Consider the following 24,133-nt stretch of genomic DNA (forward strand, 5'->3'; position numbering starts at 1 on the left):
GGCAAAGCTGATATCGGACTGTTGGGGCATGAGCAGCCTTCCGCGCGACCGTGACGAAGCGCCAAACTGTGCGCGGTCGTGCGGTTGGACGTCTGCCGGATCAATCCCGGCGCAAGGTCATCGTTGGCCGCTACGACGCAGCCACCGAAAGACTGTGAACCGGCTCTGACGATGTTGACGTTTCGCCGACGCGCCGATCCACAACGCGCGGCATACTGACCACCCGTTTTCGCCGCTCGTGGCGCCCCGGAGCCGCACCATGAACGTCGCCGTTGGCCCCTTTGCCGCCCCCTTGCATCGCCTGCGCCCCGCCATGTCGCTCTTGGTGCTGGCCGGTATGCCATGGCTGGCGCAGGCGCAATCGTCGATCCAGATCACCCCGCTACCCGAGCCCAAACACGCCACCGTCACCCAGTTGGGTGCGGCCGAGCTGAGCGCCGGCGATGTGCAGGCGTGGTTGGATGACGCCATGGCCAAGACCCAGCGACAAACGCCGTACACCGGCGCGGTGGCCGTGGTGGTAAAGGACGGCGACGTGGTGTTCTCGCACGGCTACGGTGTTGCCGATGCGGCCACCAAGACCCCGGTGGACCCGGCGACGAGCTTGTTTCGCGTGGGTGCCATCTCCTCGCTGTTCACCTGGACGGCGGTGATGCAACTGGTCGAGCAGCACAAGCTGCAGCTCGATGTCGACATCAATCGCTATCTCGACTTTGCCGTGCCGCCGTACGACGGTAAGCCGATGACCCTGCGCGATCTGATGACACAGACGGCGGGCTTCGAGACCGCCGTCAAAGACCTGCACGTGCGCGATGCCGGCGCGTTGGAAAGCAACGAAGCATGGCTGAAGCGCTGGGTGCCCGCGCGCATCTATCCCGCTGGCGAGGTACCCGCCTATTCCGCCTATGGCACCGCCCTGGCCGGCTATATCGTGCAACGCGTTTCCGGCCTGCCGTTTGACGAATACGTTGAAAAGCACCTGTTCCTGCCACTGAACCTGCTGCACGCCACCTTCCGCCAGCCGCTGCCCACGCCCTTGCAGGGCGATATGGCGCGGGTTACGGCCGCGATGCCATCGATCGAATGGATCAACGCGGCACCAGCGGGCGCGCTGTCTATCAGTGGCGCGGACATGGCGCGCTTCATGATCGCGCACCTGCAGTTTGGCAGGGCTGGCGATGCCCAGTTGCTGGACCAGGACACCGTGCGCCAGATGCAGGGCTACCAGCGCGCCGTCATTCCCGGCCTGCCCGGCACGGGCCTGGGCTTGCAGCGCCTGGACCACAATGGGCAGGCCATGCTCGGCCAGCGCGGCGATGCCGGCACGTTCCATAGCATCGTGGTGCTTTTCCCCGATCGGCATACGGGGCTGTTCGTTGCGTTCAGCGGCGCCGACGAACGCGCGACGCTGGATACCCTGGTCCGGTCATTCGCCGATCGTTACTTTCCACCGTTACCGCAGTTGCGCCAACCCACCTTGCCCAGCGCCGCGGCGCACGGCGCCCAGCTGGCAGGCCACTATCTTTCGAGTCGTCACCCGGAAAGCAACATCTACGCGCTGCATAACCTACTCGCGCAGTCGGAAATCACCGTAAACGCGGATGGCACGCTGCGCGCGCCAATGTTCGACCGCTGGGTGGGCCCCGCGCATTGGCGTGAGATCAAGCCGTACCTGTGGCTGGACGACAGCAGCGGTCACTTGCTTGGCGCGCTGCTACAGGACGGCCACGTGCGCATGCTCTCCATCGATATGCTCGCGCCCACGCAGGTGTATCTGCCCATCGGTGGCTGGCAGCTGGCCTCGCGATGGATGACCCTGCTCTACGCCACCTTGGCGGCCTTCGCACTTGTCGCACTGAGCTGGCCGCTGCAAGCGCTGCTGCGTCGCCTGCGCCCCACCCTCACCGCGCTGCCCGACAACGCCATGCGCTGGCAGCGGCTGAGCTGCATCACCGCCCTGCTGTACCTGGTGTTTGCCGGGGGCTGGTGCCTGATGCTGCCGCGCATGGCCACGGGCGGCTCCCTGTTGGACCTGCGCCTGCGCCTATTGCAACTGGTGGGGGTGCTGGCGGTACTGGGCACGCTGGCCGCGGCGCGCTACGGCTGGACCGCCTGGCGCCTGGCGGGCGCGTGGTGGCACAAGCTGGCCAGCGCCGTCCTGCTACTGGCCTGCGTGGCGGCCATCGTTTTCATCGGCGCCTTCCACCTGCTCAGCCCCGCGCTGCATTACTGAGGATGCGGGAAACCCGAGGACGGCCGGCCCGCTACAATAGGCAGGATGGATGTCTCGCACCTGATCGATAAGCTCAACGACGCGCAGCGCGAAGCCGTTTGCGCGCCCCCCGGCAACTACCTTGTGCTGGCCGGCGCCGGTTCCGGCAAAACGCGCGTGCTTACCCACCGCATCGGCTGGCTCACCCAGGTGGAAGGCGTGCCGCCGTGGGCGATTCTCGCCGTCACCTTTACCAACAAGGCCGCGGGTGAAATGCGCGCGCGCCTGGACCAATTGATTCCCGGTGGCACACAAGGCCTTACCGTGGGCACCTTCCACGGCATCGCCCATCGCCTGCTGCGCCGTCACTGGCGCGAGGCGGGGCTGCCGGAGGGTTTCCAGATTCTGGATGCCGACGACCAGCAGCGCATCATCAAGCGGGTGGTCAGCGGGTTGGGCCTGGACGAGGCGCGTTTTCCGCCGCGCCAGGCCACCTGGCAGATCAATCAGTGGAAGGACGAAGGCAAGCGCCCGGACAGCATCGAGCATCGCGATCACCCCATGACGCGTACGCTGGTGCAGATTTACCAAGCCTACGAAGACGCCTGCCGCCGCGCGGGCCTGGTGGATTTCGCCGAACTGCTGCTGCGTGCGCACGAACTGTGGCTAGGCAATCCGCAGGTGCTGGAGCACTATCGCGAACGCTGGCGCTACCTGCTGGTCGACGAGTTCCAGGACACCAACACGCTGCAGTATGCGTGGATTCGCGTACTGGCCGGCCACTCCGGGCATACGGCACCGGCCCAGGTATTCGTGGTGGGCGACGACGACCAGGCCATCTACGGCTGGCGCGGCGCCAAGGTGGAGAACGTGCAGCAGTTCCTGCACGATTTCCCCGGCGCCAAGACCATCAAGCTGGAACAGAACTACCGCTCCACCTCCACCATTCTCAAGGCCGCCAACAGCGTCATCGCACGCAACGGCGGGCGCCTGGGTAAGCAGTTGTGGACCGACGGCGGCGACGGCGAGCGCATAGCGCTGTATTCGGCCTATAACGAGCAGGACGAAGCGCGTTTCGTGATCGAGCGTATCCGCGAGTACATCGCCGAGAACGGCGAGGCACGCGATTGCGCCATCCTCTATCGCTCCAACGCGCAGTCGCGAAACTTCGAAGAACAGCTGATGCAGCGGGATATCCGCTTCCGCGTGTATGGCGGCCAGCGCTTTTTCGACCGTGCGGAAATCAAGGATGCATTGGCCTATTTGCGCCTGTCTTCCAATCGCCATGACGATGCCGCGTTCGAGCGCGCGGTGAACACGCCACCGCGCGGCATTGGCGATCGCACCCTCGATGTACTGCGCCGCCGGGCGCGCGCCGAAGGCAGCTCCATGTGGGACGCCGTGCTCACCGAGCTAAGCGGCGGCCAGGAACTGGCCGGTCGCGCCAAGAACGCGGTGAAAACCTTCCTCATGCTGATCGACGATATGGCGCGCGCATTCGCCGGCACCGAAACCGGCAATGCACTCGCGCTCGCCGAACAGATCGACCATGCCATCAGTCATACCGGCCTGCGCGACTTCTACGAAAAAGACAGCCGCGGCAACGCCGAATCGCGCGTGGAAAACCTGGACGAACTGGTCAACGTGGCCAGCCGTTTTGAGCTTACCCCGGACGATGAGGAAGCCGGCCTGAGCGAACTGGCCGCCTTCCTTTCGCATGCCGCGCTGGAAGCCGGCGAAGGCCAGGGCGAAGCCTGGGACGATTGCGTGCAGCTAATGACGCTGCATTCGGCCAAGGGCCTGGAGTTCCCGGTAGTGTTCCTGGTGGGTATGGAAGAAGGCCTGTTCCCCAGCCAGCGCTCGGTGGAAGACGAAGGTCGCCTGGAAGAAGAGCGCCGCCTCGCCTACGTGGGCATCACCCGCGCCCGCGAACGCCTGTTCATCACCCACGCCGAATCACGCCGCATGCATGGCACCGAAATGCTGGCGCGGCCTTCGCGCTTCCTCGCGGAGATACCACCGGAGTTGATCGACGAGGTACGCCCGCGCGTGCAGGTAAGCCGGCCGCTTTACGGCGCGCGCCCCAACACCGGCTCGTACGCGCTGGAAGAAAGCATGCCGCTCAAGCTCGGCCAGCGCGTCAGCCACCCGACCTTCGGCGAAGGCGTAGTGGTAAGCGCCGAAGGCAGCGGCGCGCACATGCGCATTCAGGTCAATTTCTCCAGCAATGGCAGCAAATGGCTGGTTTTCGCCTATGCCAACCTGACACCGCTGTAAGCGCCAGCACCAATGAATGCCCCCTTTTCCCTGCGCGAGAACCTTCGAAACCTGTTGGGATTTCAGCAGGGCATGGCCTCGATCTATCGGCGCCTGCCTTGGTGGCATCGCATGGTGCAAGGGTTGTGGCTGGCCGCGCTGGCGCTCGTCGCCTCCAGCGCCGCGTATGGACTGGGTTTGTTGCTGCACACCCAGCAGGCGTTCTGGGCCGCCCTCACCGCCATCGCGGTGACCCAGCAGAGCTACCTGGATACGCGCGCCTCCTCGCGCGACCAGATCATCGGCGCCCTGGTCGGTGGCGTGTGCGGCCTCACCGCGGCCCTGGTGTGGGGCGAGCATTACGTGGGCTATGCGGTCGCCATCGTCGTTTCCATCACGGCTTGCTGGTTGTTCGGCGTGGGCAGCGCGGGGCGCCTGAGCGGCAGCACCACTACCATCGTGATGCTGGTGCCGCACAACGGTTCGTTCTGGTGGGTGGCGCTCACGCGCATTGGCGAGGTGGCACTGGGCATCGCCTGCGCGTTGCTGGTGGTGGCCCTGGCCGAGCGCCTGCAGGCGCGCTGGGTGCGCGATAGCGCCGGCGACGACTGAGCGGCCCTCATCTGGCCGCTGAACGCAACGGCATCGCACGGGAACCTCGCGGGCTTCCCCAGCTCTTGGTTACAGTGCCTTAGACCCGGGAGCGACCATGAACCACGACAACCTCGATACCTCCGACGCCGACCAACGCCGACGACTGGATCGCGATATCTGCGTCCACATCTTCACCGCCTCGGCGGCGATGGTAGGCGTGTGCCTTACGGTCATCGGCATCCTTCGCGTGGTGATCTCGCTACGCAAGGAGGACATCCTTGGCGACGATCTGCTGGCCATCAATTCGATGCTTTATCTCGCCTCATGCCTGCTGTCCTATTGGGCGCTGCGCACACGCAACATCCGTCGCAATCATCAGTTGGAACGCGCGGCGGACATCATCTTTCTCTCCGCACTGGTGTTCACCGCGATCAACGCCGGCTTCATCACCTGGGCGATTTCGGCCAGTTGATCCACCAGCTCCTGACGTACGAGCACGACGGCGTGCGTCACTATCCCGGATCTATCGTGACTAGAAGTCCGAACGAATGCCGGTGTGCCCGCACCGGCATCGCGCCTCTCCGATCGTCGACGCATCACACATTCGCCATGTGCTGCGGCAAATGCATCACACGACGAATCAAGTGATCCCATGCGGTATCCACGTACTTGGATACCGCACACATAGTCCCTTGGAAAACCCACGAACAGGCAAGCGATAAAGCGACATACCCTGCAGTGTTCCCCCTTCCGCCAGCGCGCTTTGCATCAAGACGAGGCATCGGCTGGATGCTAGATTTTCCGCAGGAACAGGGGTGTTCATTTATCAACTGAGAGGGACTATCCATGCGCTTATTATCACGTGCAGTTCTCGCCATATCGATCGCCACCGCCGCCAGCACGGCTCTCGCCGACGCTCCCGCCACGGGGCTTGGACAGGAATGGCCGAATGCCCCGGATGTCAGTGCCCATCCGAACTTTCATGTGTATGTCTTTGCACTCGGCGGCATCGATTACATTCAGGTCAACGATGCAAGCGGCGACGTGCTTGGCGGTGTCGGCACCTCGGGCGGCCAGTTCATTACCCTGCCGATTGGCCGTTACGCACAACAGGTGACGACACCTGATCAGCCTGCCGCAAGCCCGAGCAATGCCGCCGCAATGGCGGCACCGGCATCGGTGTACAACGACAACGACACCGTGATCACGGCGACGCCCATGAGCGACGGCACCTTGCAGCTAAGGGCTGGGCCGCAGCGCCTGGGCTGCGGCGATCCGGTTGACTGCAATATGAAGGCGCTTTAGTAGTTAGCGCATTCCATTGATGGCTCGAACGGGTACGGTTCGCGCAGCGATACCATCAAGCGGCGGCCATGGTGCAGGGTACGTTCCCGCACCTGGCCGCGAAAAAGGGCGGCCCTATCTTCGATGGCTTTGCGCCCGAGCCCGGTGGCGCCAAACCGGAGCCGATGGGCAACCGTCCAATCCACGCGCTGTGCTCGCTCGGCCTGATGCTTGGTTTCGATCATCAGCACCAGCCAACCGCCGTAGCGAGAACCACACCGAATTTTCACCAGGACATCGGAGGCGTCGCGCGCAATCAACGCGTCGGCAATCGCTTCGCAGGTCATGCGATACACGGCCAGCTGCAAGGGCTGTGCAAAGAAGCTCACGGGGCCGCGCAGATCGCACCAGTACCGGATGCCAGCCTCATGAAGCGTGCGGGCCAAGGTACCCTCGACAAGCACGGCAGGCAGACCCCGCTCGCGCAGCTGCGATGGACTGACACTGTCGGTCAGCTGATAGATCCGCTCCTGGGTCGCGCTAACCTGTCGACGGTAGCCGGCGTCATTGGCCACTGGCTGAAGGATCCGTAGACGACTCAGCATCGTGTCGAACGTCTGGTTGACGGAATCGCGCATGTGATCCATGGCCAGGGCCGCGATGCGCAACTGCGCCTCACCGAGTGTCGCGTTACGCAGGGCGAGCTCGATGGCCCTATCCTTTTCCTGCTGCGCGTCTTTGGCGTGGCGATCCAACCGGGACAAACGATCACCCACCATCAGCATGGTCGATATGGCGATAGCGACTACCGCCTCGGCATGCAGCGTCGCCGGATCGTTCCTGGTCGGCATCAGGAGCATGATGCCCAGGCTCGCCATGGCGCCCGCCACGGCGGCCCCCGCCCAGCCGTGCCGCAAGGCCATGAGAATAACGGGGAAGAACATGACCATTTGCGCAGCTGATTGCGCATCGGCATTGCGCGAACCAATCCAGCCGAGAAACCCCAGAACAGGCGCCACGAGGAACGCATTTTCCAAGAAAAAGCGGCTATCCAAGGCTTGGCGAATCCACGTCACGCAACGACCATCGACCACCATCAAGCTACGATGCAGTACCAGCGCGATAGGCACGATGGTGAGTATGCCCATCAGGTTGCCCAACAAAATCCGCGCGACAAGATCGCCGTACTGAATGACATAGTCAGCAGGCAACCGTGTGACCTGCAACTGACCAATGGTTAGAGTAGTGGATATGGTCGCCATAACGAGCGCGCACGCGACCAGACCCTGCATGCTCACCTCGCTCTTTGCGAACAGCTTCCGACGCTCCAGGAACCACCAGACAACCGGCGCTTGGTATAGCGTCGCCGGAATGAGGTTGATCACCGCCCAGAGCGGTCCAAATTCATCCAGGCAGGTAAGGCTCACATAGGCCAACCAAATGCTGTCACCGACGAAGATAGCCGGCCAATATCGATAGGGCACGAGTAGAAGCGCGGCAACGTGGAGCCCAACCAAGGGGAACCAGTGCTGAATCGATACCTGCCGAAACAGCGCGAGTATCGCGAGATAGATCGTTGCCACGGCCGCTTGTTTCAGTAGCGCTTGATTCCTCACACCTGCATACATGTTGCGGCCCTCGGCTCGGCAAACGGGCGAAAAGTATCGATCACACGCGGCCTTATCGGAAAAATGTAGGCTCACATTTCTCCGCCTGAGCACGTGCGATCACACCGCGCTGCCATGTCAACGCAGGCCTTCAGCGACAGATCCCGCGGCGTAGTCCAGCTCGCTCACGCGCAACTGGCCAACACCCTTGTTCGCATCCGACTGCACATGCGTTGCTCGTCGATCGCGCCAGCGTGTTCGATCGCATGCACCCACGCAGCATCTCCGTGATTCGTCGTTGGGATAGACATCAACGATCGCTCGCGAAGCTATGCGCACCCACAAGCTGTAGCGCTAAAGCACCACGTACGATCAGCGCGATTCACCACGCGAAGCGCATACCAAGGCCTTGCGTGCCGGCAATCGAGTAATGACGTGTGCGGCGCAGATGCCGCTTAAGCATGCGATGGGTTGCGGCGCGGCTGAGCCGCGTGGCGCCACTACGATCAACCCGAGCCCCCGCTGATAGCGGGATGATCTGTGCTCAACGGGGCCAGTCCGTAGCCTTTCGGAAGGCACCCACGCCAACCTAACTTCGCTACCCGGCGAAGGCACGTTCACGGCGATACCTTCAACCGTTTGAGTGCAGTGCACAACACCACGCAATACCGCAGCCTGGAAGGTTTGCGGCAGTGCGAACAGGCTGCCGCGCGCGCGGGGTGCATGCCCTGCGCGACGGCCGGCAGCTCATTCCGGCAGGCGCGGTACGCCGTGCTCGCTGCGTTCTTCCATGGCGATGGGGCGCGTATCCAGGCGCGAGGAACGCGCGCTCTGCGGCAAAGGTTCGATGGCTTCGCCACGGGCCAGCGCCAGCGCATTGCGGTAGCAGCGCTGTGCCAGCGCGGCATCGTCCTGGCCCGCATGCACGTCGCCCAACGCTTCCCAGGCACCGCTGCTGGGTGCAAGCGCCAGTGAGCGCTCCAGGTATTGCGTGGCTTTGCCCCACAGCCCCAGGCGCACGCACATGCGTCCCAGGGTGAGCAGTAGCACGGCGTCGTTGGGATGCCCATCCAACCAGGATTCGGCGCGACGCAGACGTGCCTCGATATCTTCCGCGCCCAACGCGCCATAGGTTTCGATGAGCAGCGGCGACCATTCGCGACGCAAGGCCGATTCCACCTCGTCCATCGCCGGCAGCACCATGCCGAACGCCGCCGCCTGTCGCGCGTAGGCATCGATGGCCGCCGGCACGCGGCGCTGGGCTTTGGGCAGTTGTGACCACAAGGTGTTGAGTGCGGCGGCATCGGGCGCCGCGCGCAACGAGGCGGCCAGTACCTGGCCTTCCAGCACGGCGTAGCGTCGCCCACCCAGGGCGCCGCTCCTCTGCAGAGGGTCGAGCGCGGCGCGGGCGCGACGCATGTCGCCGCTTTCCAGTGCCGCCAGCGCCAGCTCGCGCCAGCCACCCGGGGTCAACTGGCCGCTGTCGGCGTCCGGTGCCAGCAGATTCACCGCCTCGCTTGCCCGACCATCCCGGCGCAACACGCGGGCGCGCAATACGCGCGCGGCGCGCGGCGCGACCTGGCCGGCTTCATCCAAGGTGGTGAGTGCGCGCGCGTTCTCGCCGCGACGCGAGGCGGCCTCGGCGGCGGCCAACAAGGCCGGGCCGCGCAGCACATCCAGGCGCGAGGCGCGATGCAGATCGCGCTCGGCATCGCCGTGACGACCTTCCATCAGCGCGATCAAGCCCTCGCTCATCTTCTTGCGGCTGAGCCGGCGATGTCGACGGCTGAGCGCGCCGAACGGCCAACGCACGGCAAACCACAGCGCACTGAGCACGCCCCATGCCACGAGCAGCACGACCACGGCCGCCACCACCGTGGTTTCGGCCTGCCATCCACGCAACTGCACCAGCACATAGCCCGGATCTTCCGCGACCCAATGCCAGCCGAACGCGGCCAATGCCGCCAGGATCACCAGCAGCAGAATCCAGCGCCACAGCTTCATGACTTGGCCCCGCCCGGCGTGCCCACACTCGCGGTCGGCTTGAGCGCGTGCACGGCGCGCAGGTTACGCAGTTCATTCAACGCTGCGCCAAGCTGCACCGAACCGGGTGCCTGCTGTGCGAGCAGGGCGGCCAACTGTGTGCGGGCCTGTTGCACGGCCGGCGCCTTGGCGTCGAATTGCGCGGCAATGCCGTCATCGGCACGCTTGAGTGCGGCGACGTAGCCGTCGTGATCGGCGGCCAGCAGGGCGGCCTGCGCCTGAGCCAGATCGATCGCGGTGAGTTCGCGCGCAAAACGCGCGTCCGCGACGGAAAGCGGCGCGCCATTGGTGCGTTGCACCTTCACCACGCTGTCCAGGGCGGACGTGATGCGCGACCAGCCGCTGGCCGTGCCTGCGGCCGGTGCGTCCAACGCCTTGAGCGGCAACTGCGCCATCGCGGCGCGCAGATTGCTCAGCACGCCCAGCGCCGCGGGGAGGCCGGCCGGCTGGCTCTTGGCCAGTGCGTCGCGTTCGGCGCCGATGCTCTGGCGCAGGCCGGAGAACGCACCGTCGTCCACCGCCGCCAGGGACTGGTCCGCCAGCGTGTACGCGGTGACCGCGCCTTGCGCATCGTGGAACAGTTCGTAGCGTTCCTTGGCCATGCGCAGCAGCGATTCGGTTTCGTCCAGCAGCATGGCGTCATGCGCGGACAAGGTCTTTTCCGAGAGTTTGGCAACGGCGTCTTCGAGGTTGCGCGTGCGCTCGGACTGGCCGAGCAGCTCCTCGCGCAACGATCGGTTCACCTGATCGGCGTCGGCCAGTCGCTGGCGTAGCAGGTTACGGTCGCTGGCGTTGGTGGAGAGCGCGCTCTCCAGCGTGTCCACGCGTTGCTTGAGGCCGTTCAGCACCGCGTCGCTGGCGACGTCGCCTTGCTGTTGCTGCCATTGGCGCCAGCCAACGTAGCCGGCGCCACCCACGGCGACCAGCGACAGCAATAAGGCGACCGCGAGGGTGCCGCTGCCGCGACGGGCCGGCGCAGCCGTGCGTGAGGAGGAGGATTCCGCGCGAGGGCTCGCCGTCGCGCCAACGGGGGCAGTGGAGTCTTCTTGGCTCATGGGCATCATGCTAGCAGCCCCCGGCCGGAGACTCGCATCAAACGGGCGTGAAAAAGGCTCTATCGCGCCGCCGCCGCGAGCAAATCGGCACTGACGGCGGAATCGGCCTGGACGATCCGCTCAAAGCCCGCCGCACGTGCCGCCTCGGCCAACCGCTCGCTGCTGACCACGGCCACGGCGCCGGTCAGTGCGGCAAACACCGACGGCGGCAAACCGCCACGCAGGTTGTCCAGGGCTTCGGCACTGGACAACAACACGCGTGCCTGTGCCGGCAATGCCTGCACCGCCGCGAGCTGGCGACGCAGCCATCGCGGCGTGGTGCGGCGATAGACGTGAATCTCGCGCAGCACGGCGCCGCGCGCGGCCAGCTCGGTGCGCAGCAGGCCACGCCCGCCGGCAGCCCCGATCAAGCTCACGCGCTGGCTACGCAGTTGGGCCAGCGCGGAAAGCGCCAGCACGCCTTCGCTGTCTTGTCGCTCGCGGGGCGCCAGCGGTTCAGCCACACCGTGCCGGCGCAACGCACGCGCCGTGCCCTGCCCTACCGCGCACACCACGGCCCGCGTGTGCAGCGGCACCAGTCGCGCGGCAAAGCGCACAGCGGCCGGGCTGGTGAATACCAGTACGTCGTCGCCCAGCGCGGCGCGCAAAGCAATGGCTGCGCCCGCCTCATCCGCTGCCGCGCGCAGGGCCAGGCCCGGCAGCAATAGCGGCACGCCGCCGCGCGAACGCACTTGCCGCGCCAGGGTGGAGCCAGTGCCGGCGGGGCGTGTGATCACCACCATACGTCCGCGTAGCGAAGGCGGCACCGAGAGGCTGGATTGAGGCATGCGCACTCCGCCGGCGGAAAAGTCACGATGAGTGTAGCCGGGCGACGCGGCGGGCCGGCAGGCTGCGTACACTAGGCGATCCCCCTGGCTTACCCGACCCCCGCATGAGCACGACCGATCGATCCACCCTGGCGCGCAAGCTGGTGAACTTCATGCGCGAGGAGATCCCGCTGGCGCACACCATGGATCTGCAGCTGCACAGCACCGACCCTGCGCAACTCACCATCGCCGCGCCGCTGGCACCCAACATCAACGACAAGGGCTGCGCATTCGGCGGCAGCCTGGTCAGCACCATGACGCTCACCGGCTGGGGCCTGGTGGAACTGGCGCTGCGCGAACGCGGGCTGGAGTGCGACGTGTTCGTGGGTGAATCCACCGTGCGCTACCTGGAGCCGGTGTGGGGCGACTTCCTCAGCGAGGCGCGCGTGGCCGATGGCGCCAGCTGGGCCACCTTCTTCGACACGCTGGATGCGCGCGGCCGTGCACGCATCGAGGTGACCTGCCGCGTACCGGGCAGCGGCGAGAAGCCCGCGGCTACGCTGGAGGCCCGTTTCGTGGCCAAGCGGCGCTCGCCCGACGCCGTATGAAATCACCGCGCGAAATCGTCGCGCGGGATGCGGCAGAATGGCGCCCTGCCTCTGGGGGAACCACCATGCGCCGCATCCTGCTGACTCTGCTCGCCGCCGTCACCGTGCTGATGCTCGGCGGCTGTGCCTCCGACCGACGCGACGACTCGCTCACCACCACGCTCAATGCCTATGCCAGCACGGTGCGCTGGGGCGATTTCAACACCGCGCTGCAATTCGTGGACCCCAAGGTGCGCGAGGAACATCCGCTGTCCCCGTTGGATATGTCGCGCTACCAGCAGTACAAGGTGAGCGGCTACGACGAAGGCAAGGGCCCCATGCCCCATGGCCAGTACGAAGTGACCCAGGTGGTGCAGATCAATCTGGTCAATGTGAATACCCAGGCCGAGCGCACCGTCACCGACCGCCAGACCTGGCACTACGATACGCAGGCCAAGCGCTGGTGGCTGGTCAGCGGCCTGCCCGACATCAATCGGCAGTAAACCCCGCGCGGCACGCACTGGCCGTATAATCGCCCGTTCTGTTCAATCCGCGCGGCCAACCGCCGCGCCTGCGGAAGCCTTCGAATGAGCGATGTACTGCACAAGTTGCCCGAGTTCATCAGCCACAACATGGCGCTGGTCGCCCTGTTCGTGGTCCTGCTGCTGGCGATCATCGTCATCCAGGTGATGATGCTGTTCCGCAAGTACAAGGAACTGACCCCGGCCGGGCTGACCCTGCTGATCAACCGCGAAGGCCCGCTGATGGTGGACCTGTCCGCCTATGCCGATTACGAGAAGGCCCATGTGCCCGGCTCCCGGCACGTGGCCATGAGCCAGTTCGACCCCGAGCACAAGGAGCTGGCCAAGGCCAAGGACGTGCCGGTGGTGCTGATCGACAAGGACGGCCGCAACACCGGCAAGGCCGCGCAGCGCCTGATCAAGGCCGGTTTTGCCAAGGTGTACGTGCTCGGCGGCGGCGTGCTCGCCTGGCAGCAGGCGCAGTTGCCGGTGTCCAAGGGCAAGAACTGAGCGGCCGAGGCCCCGGGGCGCTCCGTGCCCCTCAGCGCTCGGCGATCCCGGCTCGCCCCGCCAGAATCTGCGCCAGCACATCGGGCGCATAGTCGAACGAGTCGTAATAGAGCCGGTCCTCCGGCAGGCCCGCATCGACGAACAGCTTGCGGCCGGCATCAATCATCGCCGGCGGCCCGCTCATGTAGACATCGTGGCCACTGAGGTCCGGCTGGTCTTCCAGCACGGCCTCGTGCACCAGGCCCACGCGCAGCCCCGCGGGGGCCTGTTCCGGATCGGAGATCACACCCTCGAAGGACAGCGCGTGCGCGCGCTGCATCCAGCCCTGCGCCAGGCCGCGCTGGTAGAGATCCTCCGCGCGGCGCGCGCCCCAATACACGCGCATCGGGCGACGCGTGCCCAACGCGATGAAGTGTTCCACCACCGCTTTCACCGGCGCAAAACCGGTGCCGCCGGCCATGAAGATCATCGGGCGCACCGAATCCTCACGGGGCACGAAGGTGCCCAACGGGCCTTCGATGCGCAGCGCATCGCCCACCTTGAGCGTATCGGCCACCCATGAGGTGAAACCGCCGCCCGCCACGTGGCGCACGTGCAGTTCGATCACGCCGTCCGCCCCGGGGTGATTGGCGATGGAGAACGGACGGCGGCGCCCATCGTCCAGCAGCACATCCAGATACTGGCCGGGCAGCCATTGCAGGCGCGGCTGGCCCGGCGCAGGCGTCAGCCACACGCCCACCACATCGGGTGCCAGCAGGCGCTTGTCCGATACCACCACATCCAGCTGCCGCCGCGTGATGTCCTCCACGGAGGTCACTTCGCGCGCCTCGATGCGCAGGTCACTGGTGGGTACCGCCTGGCACAGCAGGATCGCGTGCTGGGACGCGGGTGTGCCGCTCAGCGCCACCGGCGGGTTGCGCGGGTATTCGCAATGGCCTTCCAGCAGGGTGGCCTTGCAGCTGCCGCACACGCCGGCACGGCAGGAATACGGCAAGGCGATGCCTGCGCGCTGAGCCGCTTCCAGCACGGTTTCGCCGGGCCGGAGCGGGAACTGGCGCCCGGAGGATTGGAGAGTGACAGTAAACACGGTGCGCATTGTCGCGGCGACGGCAGTCGAACGACAATGTGGCCCTTGTGTCGGAGAATCAAGCCATGGCCATCTGGAAGCAGGACATTTCGCTGGAAAAGATCAACGGCTGGAGCGCCAACACCATGATGGAGACGCTCGGCATCCGCCTTACCGAGATCGGCGACGACTGGTTGCGCGGCACCATGCCGGTGGACCATCGCACCCATCAGCCTTACGGCTTGCTGCACGGCGGCGCCTCGGTGGTGCTGGCCGAGACCCTGGGCAGCACGGCGGCCATGCTTACCCTGGACCCGGCGCAGGAGGTGGCCGTGGGCCTGGATATCAACGCCAACCACGTGCGCGGCGTACGCAGCGGCACCGTCACCGGCACCGCGCGCATGGTGCATATCGGCCGCACCACGCAGGTGTGGGAAATTCGCATCGAGAACGAAACGGGCGAGCTGGTATGCATCTCGCGCATCACCATGGCGGTGATTCCCGCGCGCGTGGTCACGCCGCGTTGAGCCTGGAAGCCCCCTACGCCTCGCTCGATCCCGATTGCGTGCTCGACGCGGTCAGTGCCTGCGGGTTGTGGCCGGATGGCCGCCTGCTCGCGCTCAACAGCTACGAAAACCGCGTGTGGCAGGTGGGTATCGAGGACGCCGCGCCGGTCATCGCCAAGTTCTATCGTCCCCACCGCTGGAGCGATGCGGCCATCCTCGAAGAGCACGCCTTTGCCAAGGAACTGGCCGATGCGGAGGTGCCGATGGTGGCGCCCCTGCTCTTCGGCGGACGCAGCCTGCTGCATCATGAGGGCTTTCGCTACGCCTTGACGCCGCGTCGTGGCGGCCGGGCGCCTTCGCTGGAATCACCCGAACAACTGAGCTGGCTGGGACGCCTGATCGCGCGCATGCATAGCGTGGGTGCGCGCCAACCGTTCGCGCATCGCGGACGCATCGACCGCACCACGCTGATCGAGCAACCGACGCGCGCCGTGCTCGCCTCGTCGCTGTTGCCGCCCTCGCTGCACGATGCCTATCGCCACGCCGCCGCGCGGGTGGATCAGGCGGTCGCCGCGCGCCTGGAAGCCGTTGGGCCAGTGCGCCCGCTGCGCCTGCACGGCGACTGCCACCCCGGCAATGTGCTGTGGACCGACGCCGGCCCGCACTTCGTCGATCTGGACGACGCACGCATGGGCCCGGCCGTGCAGGACCTGTGGATGCTCGCCAACGACGATGCCGGCATGGAGGCCCTGCTCGACGGCTACCAGCAGATGCGCGACTTCGATTTCAGCGAACTCGCCCTGGTGCCCGCCTTGCGCGCCATGCGCCAACTGCACTACGCCGGCTGGATCGCCACCCGCTGGCACGATCCGGCTTTTCCCGCCGCCTTCCCGTTCGTGGCCGAGCCGCGCTGGTGGGAGCAACACATCGCCGATCTGCACGAACTGGCCGACGCGTTGTAACGCGCCCCGTTAAACCGCAGCCCAATGCCTGGCGTGACCCACGCCAGGAAGTAACCGCGCCACGGGAATACGCCTCCGGCGCTTCCGCTATGCTCCGGGCTTTTACGCGGGTAAGCACGTGCGCAACTTCCTTTTCCGGCTGATCGGCATCCTCGAAGTGGCAGGCGGTTTCTTCGGCATGGTCGCCATGCTGCGCCGGATGCTGCCATGGGGCTCGCCCCACGATTCGATCGTGGCGGTGATTGGCCTGGTGCTCTACAGCTTCGTGCTGGTGGCTGGCGTGCTGCTGATCGAAGGAAGCGAGCAAGGCGTGCGCCTGTCCAGTTGGGCCCAGCTGATGCAGCTGCCGCTGCTGGCCACGCCGATCCTGAGCTATGCGCTGCACTGTGGCGCCTTCGTCAATGTCTTCGCCACGCTGCAGTGGCCGGTGCGATTGGGGCTGGATTGGCACGTGGGCAGCGAGGGCTTCCTGCTGGCCGTGGCGGGGCCGGGCGTGGCGCGGATGGGCGTCAACCTGCTGGCCCTGCTGTCGTGGCTGGCGTTGCGCTTGCGCTGAGGCGCGGGCCGCCGCGCCGTCTCACCACCTGAGACAGACACCCGCTGCAATGCGCTCCCCGGACGGAGAGCGCGCCCATGAATGCCCTGCCCAACCCCTATGCCCAGCGCGCCGCGCGCCAGGACGGCGCGCTGGCCGCACCCGTGTCCGGCGGCGACCAGCTCGCCCGGCGGCTGAGCCGGCGCTATGCCGACCGCATCACGGGCTCCTTCGTACTGCCCGGCCGCGAAGGCCGCTATGCGCCGCTGCCGGGCGATATGCCGCCCGCGCTGGCACACGCATTGCGCAGCCGCGGCATCGATCAGCTGTATGCGCACCAGGCGCACGCCTGGGAGGCGACCGCGGCGGGCCAGCACGTGGTAATCGCCACACCCACCGCCTCGGGCAAATCGCTGTGCTACACGCTGCCAGTGATCAGCGCCGCGATCCGCCAGCAGGCCAAGGCGCTGTTCCTGTTCCCGACCAAGGCGCTCGCGCAGGATCAGGTGGCCGAACTGCTGGAACTGAATCAGGCCGGCGAACTCGGCGTCAAAGCCTTTACCTTCGACGGGGATACGCCGGGCGATGCGCGCCAGGCCATTCGCCTGCACGGCGATATCGTGGTGAGCAACCCGGACATGCTGCACCAGGCGATCCTGCCGCATCACACCAAATGGGCGCAGTTCTTCGAGAACCTGCGCTACGTGGTGATCGACGAGGTGCACACCTATCGCGGCGTGTTCGGCTCCCACGTGGCCAACGTGCTGCGCCGCCTGCAGCGCGTGTGCGCGTTCTACGGCGTGTCACCCCAGTTCATCCTGTGCTCGGCCACCATCGGCAATCCCGCCGAGCACGCCAGCGCGCTGATCGAGCAGCCGGTGACCGCCATTACCGACAGCGGCGCGCCGGTGGGTGAGAAACATGTGCTGCTATGGAACCCGCCGGTAGTCAATGCGGACCTGGGCTTGCGCGCTTCGGCGCGCTCGCAGTCCAACCGCATCGCGCGCACGGCGATTCGCGCGGGGCTCAAAACACTGGTGTTCGCGCAATCGCGATTGATGGTGGAAGTGCTCACCAAGTACCTCAAGGACGTGTTCGACAGCGACCCGCGCAAGCCCGCGCGTATTCGCGCCTATCGCGGCGGCTACCTGCCCACCGAACGCCGCGCCGCCGAGCGCGAGATGCGCGCGGGCCAGGTGGACGGCATCGTCAGCACCTCCGCGCTGGAACTGGGCGTGGATATCGGCGCGCTCGACGTGGTGGTGCTCAATGGCTACCCCGGCAGCGTGGCGGCCACCTGGCAACGCTTCGGCCGCGCGGGTCGCCGCCAGCAGGCATCGCTGGGCGTCTTGGTCGCCAGCAGCGATCCGCTGGACCAGTATCTGGTGCGTCATCCGGAATTCTTCCAGGGCACGCCGCCGGAACACGCGCGCATTGCCGCCGATCAACCGCTGATCCTGCTCGACCATATTCGCTGCGCGGCGTTCGAGCTGCCGTTCCGGCACGGCGAACTGTTCGGCCCACAGGACGCCACGCCCTGGCTGGAGGTGCTGGCCGAGGAAGGCGTGCTGTACCGGGAAAGCGAACGCTTCGAATGGATCGCCGACAGCTACCCCGCCAACGCGGTATCGCTGCGTTCGGTGGCGGACGGCAACTTCGTGGTGGTGGATCGCACCGAAGGGCGGCAGACCATCGTGGCCGAAGTGGATTTCAGCGCGGCCTCGCTCACCCTCTACGAGGGGGCCATCCACATGATCCAGTCGGTGCCCTACCAAGTGGAGAAGCTCGACTGGAACGGGCGCAAGGCGTACGTCACGCGCACCCAGGTGGATTACTACACCGACGCCATCGACTACACCAAGCTCAAGGTACTCGAAGCCTTTGACGGCTCACCCGCTGGAGCCGGCAGCGCGCATCACGGCGAAGTGCACGTGGCGCGGCGCGTGGCCGGCTACAAGAAGATTCGCTACTACACGCACGAGAACATCGGCTACGGCCCGGTGAACCTGCCCGACCTGGAGCTACACACCACTGCCGTATGGTGGCAGCTGTCGCAACGTGCACTGGAGCAGGCCTTCGACCATCGACAGCAAGCGCTGGATGGTTTCCTCGCCGCCGCGCATGCGCTGCATATTGTCGCCACCGTCGCGGTAATGGCCGAAGCGCGCGACCTGCAGAAAGCCGTGGGCAGCGGCGACGGCGCCTGGTTCGCCACACCCGACGCGCAAGGCCGCGCACAACTGCGCAGCAGCATTGGCGAGCTGGATATGCCGCTGCAAGGCCCCTTCATTCCCACGCTGTATCTGTATGACGCATTCCCGGGCGGCGTTGGCCTCAGCGCACCGCTCTACGAACGTCGCGAGGATCTCGTACGGCTGGCGCGCGAACTGGTGCAGCGCTGCGATTGCCACCACGGCTGCCCCGCGTGCGTCGGCCCCATCCTTGCCGCCGACGAGGATGGCGAGCGCTCGCTCAAGACACTCGCCACCCGCGTGCTCGATCTGATCGTGGCCCTGTGAGCGCGCTCGCTGACAAGCTGCGCGGCTTGCGTCGCCAAGCCGGTGTCACCGCGCCTGCGCCGCCGGCACCGCGCCCTGCGCTGCCGGACAACGTTGCCGCGCTACTGGGCGTGCGTCGTCGTGCACAGGCACCGGCACCCACCCAGCGTCATCGTGCGCGCGAACCCGACACGCTGCCTGGTCGCTCCATCGCCCCGGGCCTGCAGTTGATTGAGCAAGCGCATGCGTGGCCGCCCACACCTCCCGCTTTCGATGCGTGCTTTGCCCGCCTCGCCGAAGTCATCGCGCCGGAACGCCTGCTGCTGTTCGACACGGAAACCACCGGGCTCGCCGGCGGCACCGGCACACGCGCCTTCATGATCGGCGCCGCCGATTGGCACCAGGGAAAACTCCGCGAGCGGCAGCTGCTCATCACCACGCTCGGCGCGGAGGCTGCGATGCTGGATCACTTCGCGTCTTGGCTACGCCCCGACACGGTGCTGGTGAGCTACAACGGCAAGAGCTACGACGCGCCCTTGCTCAAGACACGCTATCGCCTGCACCAGCGCGCATGCCCGATCGCCGACCTTGCCCACATCGATCTGCTGCATCCCGTGCGTCGCCGCTGGCGCGGCGTGTGGGAAAACTGCCGTCTTGCCACCGTGGAGCGGCAGTTGCTGCAGGTGGTACGCGACGATGATCTGCCCGGCGCCGAAGCTCCCGCGGCATGGCTGGGCTATCTGCGTGGCGGCTCGGCGGCGCCGCTACAGCGCGTGGCCAAGCACAACAGCCAGGACCTGCGCAGCCTCGCCGGCATCCTGCTGCGTTTTGCCGACCATCCGTCTGCGATGGACGCGACGGCTCCGCGCTAAAACTACGAGTAACCCCCGGGACGGCCGGTGCATACCTGGGTGAACGGCGTGGACGGCCCGCTCGCGCGAAAGTAGCGTGCGAACATGTCCTTGGCCCAGGCCTCACCCTCGGCGCGTTGACGGGGCGTGAGCTTGGCGAGGAAGTCGGTGTCCCGATCAAGCATGCGTATCTCCTTGCTGTCCGGTTCGGCGCCAAGCCGCAGCAAACGGTTGAGCCGATAGCGCGTCGCCACGTCGCCCCCCAGAAACGCGGCCAACGGCGCCTCATCCACCACACGGAACGACATGGACTCCAGCGCGGCCTGCACCACACGCCATTGGCCCTCGCGAATGGCTCGCTGCAACAACGTCGTGGCATAGCCTTGATAGGTGGACGGGGTGGATGCGGGAAACCGGCCCAATCGCGTGAAATAGCTGCCTGCCACATAGCAGGCGGCCGCGTGGCTATCGCCGAGCGTGGCTGCTTGCCACAACACCTGATACACACGCCCATCCTGAAACTGCGCCTGGTAACCCGCGCACAGCACGGCGGCATCATCCGTTTCGGCCGCCCTGCCCAAGAGTTCGGCCGGCAACGGTTTACCGGGGTTAACCTGCTGCCATCCGGTGATGGCCGCATGCGACGCCACGACGTCCTCGCAACGCATGAAATCGGCCGCCAGTTGTTTCGCCGCTTGCGCATCGCCGCCGGACGCGAGCCGATCCAGCGGCGCGTACTCGGTCACCAGCGACACGCCGGCCGGCGGTGACCCATCCGCACGCGCCGTGCTCGCCGGCGACGCAGGAGTGGCGCTGGTGGCCTGCGCGCCAGCTACCAAGCCACCGAACACCCACACCAGGCCAGCCCACCAAACCATATCGCGCCAGCCACGCATGGCTTAGTTCGCCGCCTCATACACATACTCGTGCTGGCCGTCGCGCAGGACGAGCTTGCGCTTGTCGGGCGTCCCCGCCACCACGAACTCGAAGCCATCGGCGCCCGGCGCAATGGTGACAAAGGAGACGCTGCCATCGTCGTTTTTGCGCGTGGCGACCTCGCTATGCCACGCACCGAAGTTGAACACCGTGGCCTTGCCTTCGTGATCCACCTGGATCTCGCCCAATGCGGTGTTGCGGTAATTGCCCGCGAGCTGCGCGGCAAGCGCGGCATCGGCCGGTACCACAAGACGCTTGCGCTCCGCCGCCACCTGCGCCTTCAGGCGCTGCACGCCGGCATCGATATCGCCCTGCGCCAGCGGCTTGCCGTCGAACAGCACTTCCAGCAGGCGGCGCTGGAACGGGCCACGGATGAATACGCCGGCATCGGCATTGGTGAGAATCACCGCGCCCACGCCCTGCTCGGGCAGCCACAGCATGTCCGAATGGAAGCCCGTGAGGTCGCCGCCGTGATGCACCACCGGCACACCCCAGGTGTGATCCACCATCAGCCCCATGCCGTAGGTGGCGGTACTGCCAATGGCAACGCTGGGCTTGCGCCGCTCCAGCAGCGCCTCCTTGGAAACGTAGCGATCGCCGTTGGGCAGCACGCCATTGGCCAGCTCCATCTGCACGTAGCGCAACATATCGCTTACCGCGCTCCAGGCGGCGCCGGCGGGTCGCGCAGCGCGGATCGAATCATTGATGCCCATGCCAGCCACGGCGGTCCGCCCATCCACGTCCAGACCATGCGGCGTGGCGTGATTGGCGAGCAAGGCGCGGTCGTAGTCGAACGTGGTAAGACGCATGCCCAGCGGATCGAATACCTGCTTCTGCATCGCCAGGTCGTAGGCGGCGCCCAGTTCCAGATCCGGGTACAGCACATGCGCGCCGATGTAGCCCGCAGCGGCCGCCATCAGGTTGGAATACTGGAACAGCTCGCCGAACTTGCTGGTGGGCTGCATGCCGGCCAATGCCTTCATCACGGTCTCAGGCGTGGCATCGCGGCTGTTCAGCAGCCACTCCATGTCCTGCCGGGGCATGCCGGTACAGGCGCAAATCAGATGGCGCATCAGCACCTGCCGCGTGGTGCCGGCATCGCCCAGCTTGAACGAGGGCATGACCTTCACCACCGGGGTATCCCAGGTGAATTTCTGCTGGTCGACCAGGCGCGCCAGCATCAGCGTGGTGAGTGCCTTGGTGTTGGAAGCGATCATGAACAAGGTATCGGCATCCACCGGCGCCGGCTTGCCGATCTCCTTCACGCCCAGGCCGCCCGCAAACACCACCTTGCCGTGGTCGATCAGGCCAATCGCCACGCCCGGCACGTCGTAGGCTTTGCGCGCGTTGTCCACAAAGGTTTTGAGCGCTTCCACGCGCGCCGCATCCAGCGGATGCGCCTTCTTGCCGGCGAAGCTCTCGCGCTTGTAACCCTTGGGCAACAGACGATCGGAAATGGCGCGTATTTGTGACAGGCGCTTTTCGGCCACCGCATTCGCCAGGTCATAGATCAGCACGGTGAACTGGTCGCCGTGGCGATACGCTATAGCGGTGACGCCGCGCTTGTCGTTGGCGGAGGTCTCGTAGTTGTAGATGCGGATCTGCTCCCAGCTGTCACGCGGGGCGCTGTCCGTGGCGACTTCCAGCGGCCAAGTCTTGGCCGGCGCATACAGCTGCCAGGCCTTGGCCACGGCGGCATCGGCATCGCTGGCCTTCACGTCCACCAGCACGGCCTGTGAGCCCGCCTCCGGCGGACTGAGCGTGACCTTGGCGCCACTCACGCTCGCCGACCAGCCCGCAGGCAGCACGTACTGCGTACCGCCCGGCGTGGTGCGCGGCGTATCCGCCTTGGCCACTTGCGCAGGGTGTGCCGCCGCGGGCTTGTCGGCCAAGGCGGGTTGGGCCAGGCAAAGCAATCCAAGCAAAGCAACGCATCGCATCAACATGGCGCAACCCCCAAGGGTGAAGAGACACTCGACGGGTGGACGCGGCGCGGACATCCCGTCCGGGCGCCCTGTAACGGCGACAGCAAGCGTGCCGCCGAGTCTACACGGCTCGCCGGCAGGCGCCAGTGCGGCTCATCAAGCCGTCCAGTTGGCCTGGAATACCCTGCTGAAATTGAGGCCGAGCACCTTCTCCGCCACACGTTCACTGTAACCGTGCTTGAGCAAGGCATCGGCGACACGCTCGAGTTTGCGCGGCGTGTTGATATCGGGAATGTACGGCGGCCGGTTCTCGCCCGGGGCGGCCACGCCTCGCTTGATACGCTCCTGCGTATCTTTGGCCAGCTCCTTCAGATCGTCCGGCGTGACCTCGAAGAACAAGCTATCCGTGCCGATGCCCACGTGATCCTCACCGCACACCTTGAGCGCATACGCCATGTGGCGCATGTAGTCGTCCAGGGTCGGCTGACGATTGGGCTCGGTAAGAAAGGGCAGCATATAGATGCCCATCACGCCGCCCTTGTCGGCCAGCGCCTTCATCTCGCGGTCGTCCTTGTTGCGCGGGTGGGCATAGACGCTACGGCAGCCCGCGTGACTGATCACCGGGGGCTTGCTGGAAAGGGCAATGCCCTGCGCCGTCGTCGCGCGATTGGCATGACTGAGATCCAGCGCCACGCCAAGCGCATTCATCTTGCCGATGGCTTCGCGGCCCAGCGGCGTGACACCCTCGGTATCGCCATCCAGGCAACCGCAACCCAGCGGCGACTTATGGTTGTAGGAAAGCTGCATCACCAGCACATCGAGCTGGCGGAACAGTTCGATGCGATCGAGCTTGTCCTCGATCATGGTGGCGGCCTCGAACGATTGGATCACCGCGACCTGGCCCTCGCGCTTGGCGCGGGCCAGATCGTCGTGGCGGATGACCTTGATGAAGCTGTCCGGGTAACGATCAAACAATTGCTGCGCCCGCGCGATATCCGCCACGGTTTCCTCGAAGGAACCGCCGAAACCGCCCAGTGTGGATTTCATGGCGTTAACGCCGCTGTCGCGCACAATCTGCACCGCCTCGGCCGTCTCCTTATCGCAACACAAGCCACCAATCCCTGCGATCGAATTGGCATCGAGCACAAGCGCGCGCTGATAAAGCGTGGCGCCCGCACCAGGCGTGGCAGCCGCACCAAGCGCGGCATCCAGCGGCACGCCTTGCGCATCGCGCATGAACAACGCAGGGGATAGCAGGGCCGCCAACCCAGCATGGCCGGTGGCGGAGAGAAAACGGCGACGTGCGGGGAGTTCAGCCATGAGCTTGCCTCGCGCTGGGGAGCCAGGCCGGCAGCGTGCCGTATCCGCCTTCCCGTTGG

At 66.0% G+C, this 24,133-nt stretch carries 20 protein-coding genes and 1 pseudogene; 13 read left to right on the forward strand and 8 right to left on the reverse strand.

Features of this window, described 5'->3' with window-relative positions:
* Window positions 1-259 precede the first annotated feature (259 nt).
* From JHD67_RS07325 to JHD67_RS07345, 5 genes are all read left to right on the forward strand, one after another.
* Window positions 260-2,233, forward strand: a complete 1,974-nt coding sequence (locus JHD67_RS07325) for a serine hydrolase domain-containing protein (RefSeq protein ID WP_199098516.1) — start codon at window positions 260-262, stop codon at window positions 2,231-2,233.
* A gap of 45 nt (window positions 2,234-2,278) precedes the next feature.
* Window positions 2,279-4,489, forward strand: a complete 2,211-nt coding sequence (uvrD, locus tag JHD67_RS07330) for a DNA helicase II (protein ID WP_199098517.1) — start codon at window positions 2,279-2,281, stop codon at window positions 4,487-4,489.
* A gap of 72 nt (window positions 4,490-4,561) precedes the next feature.
* Window positions 4,562-5,080, forward strand: coding sequence for an FUSC family protein (locus JHD67_RS07335; protein WP_199098518.1), 519 nt, complete (start codon window positions 4,562-4,564; stop codon window positions 5,078-5,080).
* A 97-nt stretch (window positions 5,081-5,177) separates the two neighbouring features.
* The gene (locus JHD67_RS07340; protein WP_199098519.1) at window positions 5,178-5,534 is read left to right on the forward strand and encodes a hypothetical protein; all 357 of its coding nucleotides are present in this window, start codon (window positions 5,178-5,180) and stop codon (window positions 5,532-5,534) included.
* A gap of 374 nt (window positions 5,535-5,908) precedes the next feature.
* The gene (locus JHD67_RS07345) at window positions 5,909-6,367 is read left to right on the forward strand and encodes a hypothetical protein (protein WP_233171708.1); all 459 of its coding nucleotides are present in this window, start codon (window positions 5,909-5,911) and stop codon (window positions 6,365-6,367) included.
* Here JHD67_RS07345 and JHD67_RS07350 read toward each other — a convergent pair.
* From JHD67_RS07350 to JHD67_RS07365, 4 genes are all read right to left on the reverse strand, one after another.
* Complete coding sequence (locus JHD67_RS07350) at window positions 6,364-7,929, reverse strand: MASE1 domain-containing protein (protein ID WP_199098520.1); 1,566 nt, start codon at window positions 7,927-7,929, stop codon at window positions 6,364-6,366. The two genes, JHD67_RS07345 and JHD67_RS07350, sit on opposite strands and share 4 nt — an antisense overlap.
* A 771-nt stretch (window positions 7,930-8,700) precedes the next feature.
* Entirely contained in the window at window positions 8,701-9,957 is a 1,257-nt protein-coding gene (locus JHD67_RS07355) for a heme biosynthesis HemY N-terminal domain-containing protein (RefSeq protein ID WP_199098521.1), read from the reverse strand.
* Window positions 9,954-11,051 (reverse strand): uroporphyrinogen-III C-methyltransferase, encoded by a 1,098-nt coding sequence (locus tag JHD67_RS07360; RefSeq protein ID WP_199098522.1) that lies wholly within the window; start codon window positions 11,049-11,051, stop codon window positions 9,954-9,956. The genes JHD67_RS07355 and JHD67_RS07360 overlap by 4 nt, the downstream gene beginning before the upstream one ends.
* Window positions 11,052-11,110: 59 nt before the next feature.
* The gene (locus JHD67_RS07365; protein WP_199098523.1) at window positions 11,111-11,878 is read right to left on the reverse strand and encodes a uroporphyrinogen-III synthase; all 768 of its coding nucleotides are present in this window, start codon (window positions 11,876-11,878) and stop codon (window positions 11,111-11,113) included.
* A gap of 104 nt (window positions 11,879-11,982) precedes the next feature.
* On the opposite strand from JHD67_RS07365, the gene JHD67_RS07370 reads away from it, so the two are divergent.
* The 3 genes from JHD67_RS07370 to JHD67_RS07380 all read left to right on the forward strand — a co-directional run bounded on the left by JHD67_RS07370 (window position 11,983) and on the right by JHD67_RS07380 (window position 13,475).
* Entirely contained in the window at window positions 11,983-12,465 is a 483-nt protein-coding gene (locus JHD67_RS07370) for a YiiD C-terminal domain-containing protein (protein ID WP_199098524.1), read from the forward strand.
* Between the two features lie 65 nt (window positions 12,466-12,530).
* A complete protein-coding gene (locus tag JHD67_RS07375; protein ID WP_199098525.1) occupies window positions 12,531-12,947 on the forward strand; it encodes a hypothetical protein in 417 nt (138 codons plus the stop codon).
* A gap of 84 nt (window positions 12,948-13,031) precedes the next feature.
* Window positions 13,032-13,475, forward strand: coding sequence for a rhodanese-like domain-containing protein (locus JHD67_RS07380; RefSeq protein ID WP_199098526.1), 444 nt, complete (start codon window positions 13,032-13,034; stop codon window positions 13,473-13,475).
* Window positions 13,476-13,506: 31 nt separating this feature from the next.
* On the opposite strand, the gene JHD67_RS07385 is transcribed toward JHD67_RS07380, so the two are convergent.
* Complete coding sequence (locus JHD67_RS07385; protein WP_199098527.1) at window positions 13,507-14,562, reverse strand: 2Fe-2S iron-sulfur cluster-binding protein; 1,056 nt, start codon at window positions 14,560-14,562, stop codon at window positions 13,507-13,509.
* Between the two features lie 65 nt (window positions 14,563-14,627).
* On the opposite strand from JHD67_RS07385, the gene JHD67_RS07390 reads away from it, so the two are divergent.
* The 5 genes and pseudogenes from JHD67_RS07390 to JHD67_RS07410 form a co-directional block, all read left to right on the forward strand.
* Window positions 14,628-15,068 (forward strand): hotdog fold thioesterase, encoded by a 441-nt coding sequence (locus JHD67_RS07390; protein ID WP_199098528.1) that lies wholly within the window; start codon window positions 14,628-14,630, stop codon window positions 15,066-15,068.
* Complete coding sequence (locus JHD67_RS07395; RefSeq protein ID WP_199098529.1) at window positions 15,011-16,009, forward strand: serine/threonine protein kinase; 999 nt, start codon at window positions 15,011-15,013, stop codon at window positions 16,007-16,009. The genes JHD67_RS07390 and JHD67_RS07395 overlap by 58 nt, the downstream gene beginning before the upstream one ends.
* Window positions 16,010-16,127: 118 nt before the next feature.
* Window positions 16,128-16,565, forward strand: a complete 438-nt coding sequence (locus JHD67_RS07400; RefSeq protein ID WP_199098530.1) for a hypothetical protein — start codon at window positions 16,128-16,130, stop codon at window positions 16,563-16,565.
* 77 nt (window positions 16,566-16,642) lie between these two features.
* On the forward strand, window positions 16,643-19,063 hold the full coding sequence (locus JHD67_RS07405; RefSeq protein ID WP_199098531.1) for a DEAD/DEAH box helicase: 2,421 nt from the start codon (window positions 16,643-16,645) through the stop codon (window positions 19,061-19,063).
* A gap of 89 nt (window positions 19,064-19,152) precedes the next feature.
* A pseudogene (locus JHD67_RS07410) lies at window positions 19,153-19,914 on the forward strand (ribonuclease H-like domain-containing protein); the annotation flags it as partial.
* Window positions 19,915-19,916: 2 nt separating this feature from the next.
* Here the strand turns inward: JHD67_RS07410 and JHD67_RS07415 are convergent.
* The 3 genes from JHD67_RS07415 to JHD67_RS07425 all read right to left on the reverse strand — a co-directional run bounded on the left by JHD67_RS07415 (window position 19,917) and on the right by JHD67_RS07425 (window position 24,074).
* On the reverse strand, window positions 19,917-20,789 hold the full coding sequence (locus tag JHD67_RS07415; protein WP_199098533.1) for a hypothetical protein: 873 nt from the start codon (window positions 20,787-20,789) through the stop codon (window positions 19,917-19,919).
* Window positions 20,790-20,792: 3 nt separating this feature from the next.
* Window positions 20,793-22,775 carry a serine hydrolase domain-containing protein gene (locus JHD67_RS07420; RefSeq protein WP_233171711.1) on the reverse strand — a complete coding sequence of 661 codons (1,983 nt, stop codon included), beginning with the start codon at window positions 22,773-22,775 and terminating at the stop codon, window positions 20,793-20,795.
* Window positions 22,776-22,910: 135 nt separating this feature from the next.
* Window positions 22,911-24,074, reverse strand: coding sequence for a membrane dipeptidase (locus JHD67_RS07425; RefSeq protein ID WP_233171712.1), 1,164 nt, complete (start codon window positions 24,072-24,074; stop codon window positions 22,911-22,913).
* Window positions 24,075-24,133 lie beyond the last annotated feature (59 nt).

This window comes from Dyella sp. ASV21, from assembly GCF_016428975.1.
Classification (GTDB): Bacteria; Pseudomonadota; Gammaproteobacteria; order Xanthomonadales; family Rhodanobacteraceae; genus Dyella.

Excerpts from the sequence above, each read along its gene's own strand:
- JHD67_RS07390 (WP_199098528.1), top strand. The coding sequence starts at position 14,628 with ATGGCCATCTGGAAGCAGGACATTTCGCTGGAAAAGATCAACGGCTGG.
- JHD67_RS07380 (WP_199098526.1), top strand. The coding sequence starts at position 13,032 with ATGAGCGATGTACTGCACAAGTTGCCCGAGTTCATCAGCCACAACATG.
- JHD67_RS07365 (WP_199098523.1), bottom strand. The coding sequence starts at position 11,878 with ATGCCTCAATCCAGCCTCTCGGTGCCGCCTTCGCTACGCGGACGTATG.
- JHD67_RS07405 (WP_199098531.1), top strand. The coding sequence starts at position 16,643 with ATGAATGCCCTGCCCAACCCCTATGCCCAGCGCGCCGCGCGCCAGGAC.
- JHD67_RS07340 (WP_199098519.1), top strand. The coding sequence starts at position 5,178 with ATGAACCACGACAACCTCGATACCTCCGACGCCGACCAACGCCGACGA.
- JHD67_RS07370 (WP_199098524.1), top strand. The coding sequence starts at position 11,983 with ATGAGCACGACCGATCGATCCACCCTGGCGCGCAAGCTGGTGAACTTC.
- JHD67_RS07360 (WP_199098522.1), bottom strand. The coding sequence starts at position 11,051 with ATGAGCCAAGAAGACTCCACTGCCCCCGTTGGCGCGACGGCGAGCCCT.
- uvrD (WP_199098517.1), top strand. The coding sequence starts at position 2,279 with ATGGATGTCTCGCACCTGATCGATAAGCTCAACGACGCGCAGCGCGAA.
- JHD67_RS07325 (WP_199098516.1), top strand. The coding sequence starts at position 260 with ATGAACGTCGCCGTTGGCCCCTTTGCCGCCCCCTTGCATCGCCTGCGC.
- JHD67_RS07345 (WP_233171708.1), top strand. The coding sequence starts at position 5,909 with ATGCGCTTATTATCACGTGCAGTTCTCGCCATATCGATCGCCACCGCC.
- JHD67_RS07420 (WP_233171711.1), bottom strand. The coding sequence starts at position 22,775 with ATGTTGATGCGATGCGTTGCTTTGCTTGGATTGCTTTGCCTGGCCCAA.
- JHD67_RS07395 (WP_199098529.1), top strand. The coding sequence starts at position 15,011 with ATGCATCTCGCGCATCACCATGGCGGTGATTCCCGCGCGCGTGGTCAC.
- JHD67_RS07335 (WP_199098518.1), top strand. The coding sequence starts at position 4,562 with ATGGCCTCGATCTATCGGCGCCTGCCTTGGTGGCATCGCATGGTGCAA.
- JHD67_RS07355 (WP_199098521.1), bottom strand. The coding sequence starts at position 9,957 with ATGAAGCTGTGGCGCTGGATTCTGCTGCTGGTGATCCTGGCGGCATTG.
- JHD67_RS07415 (WP_199098533.1), bottom strand. The coding sequence starts at position 20,789 with ATGCGTGGCTGGCGCGATATGGTTTGGTGGGCTGGCCTGGTGTGGGTG.
- JHD67_RS07375 (WP_199098525.1), top strand. The coding sequence starts at position 12,531 with ATGCGCCGCATCCTGCTGACTCTGCTCGCCGCCGTCACCGTGCTGATG.
- JHD67_RS07425 (WP_233171712.1), bottom strand. The coding sequence starts at position 24,074 with ATGGCTGAACTCCCCGCACGTCGCCGTTTTCTCTCCGCCACCGGCCAT.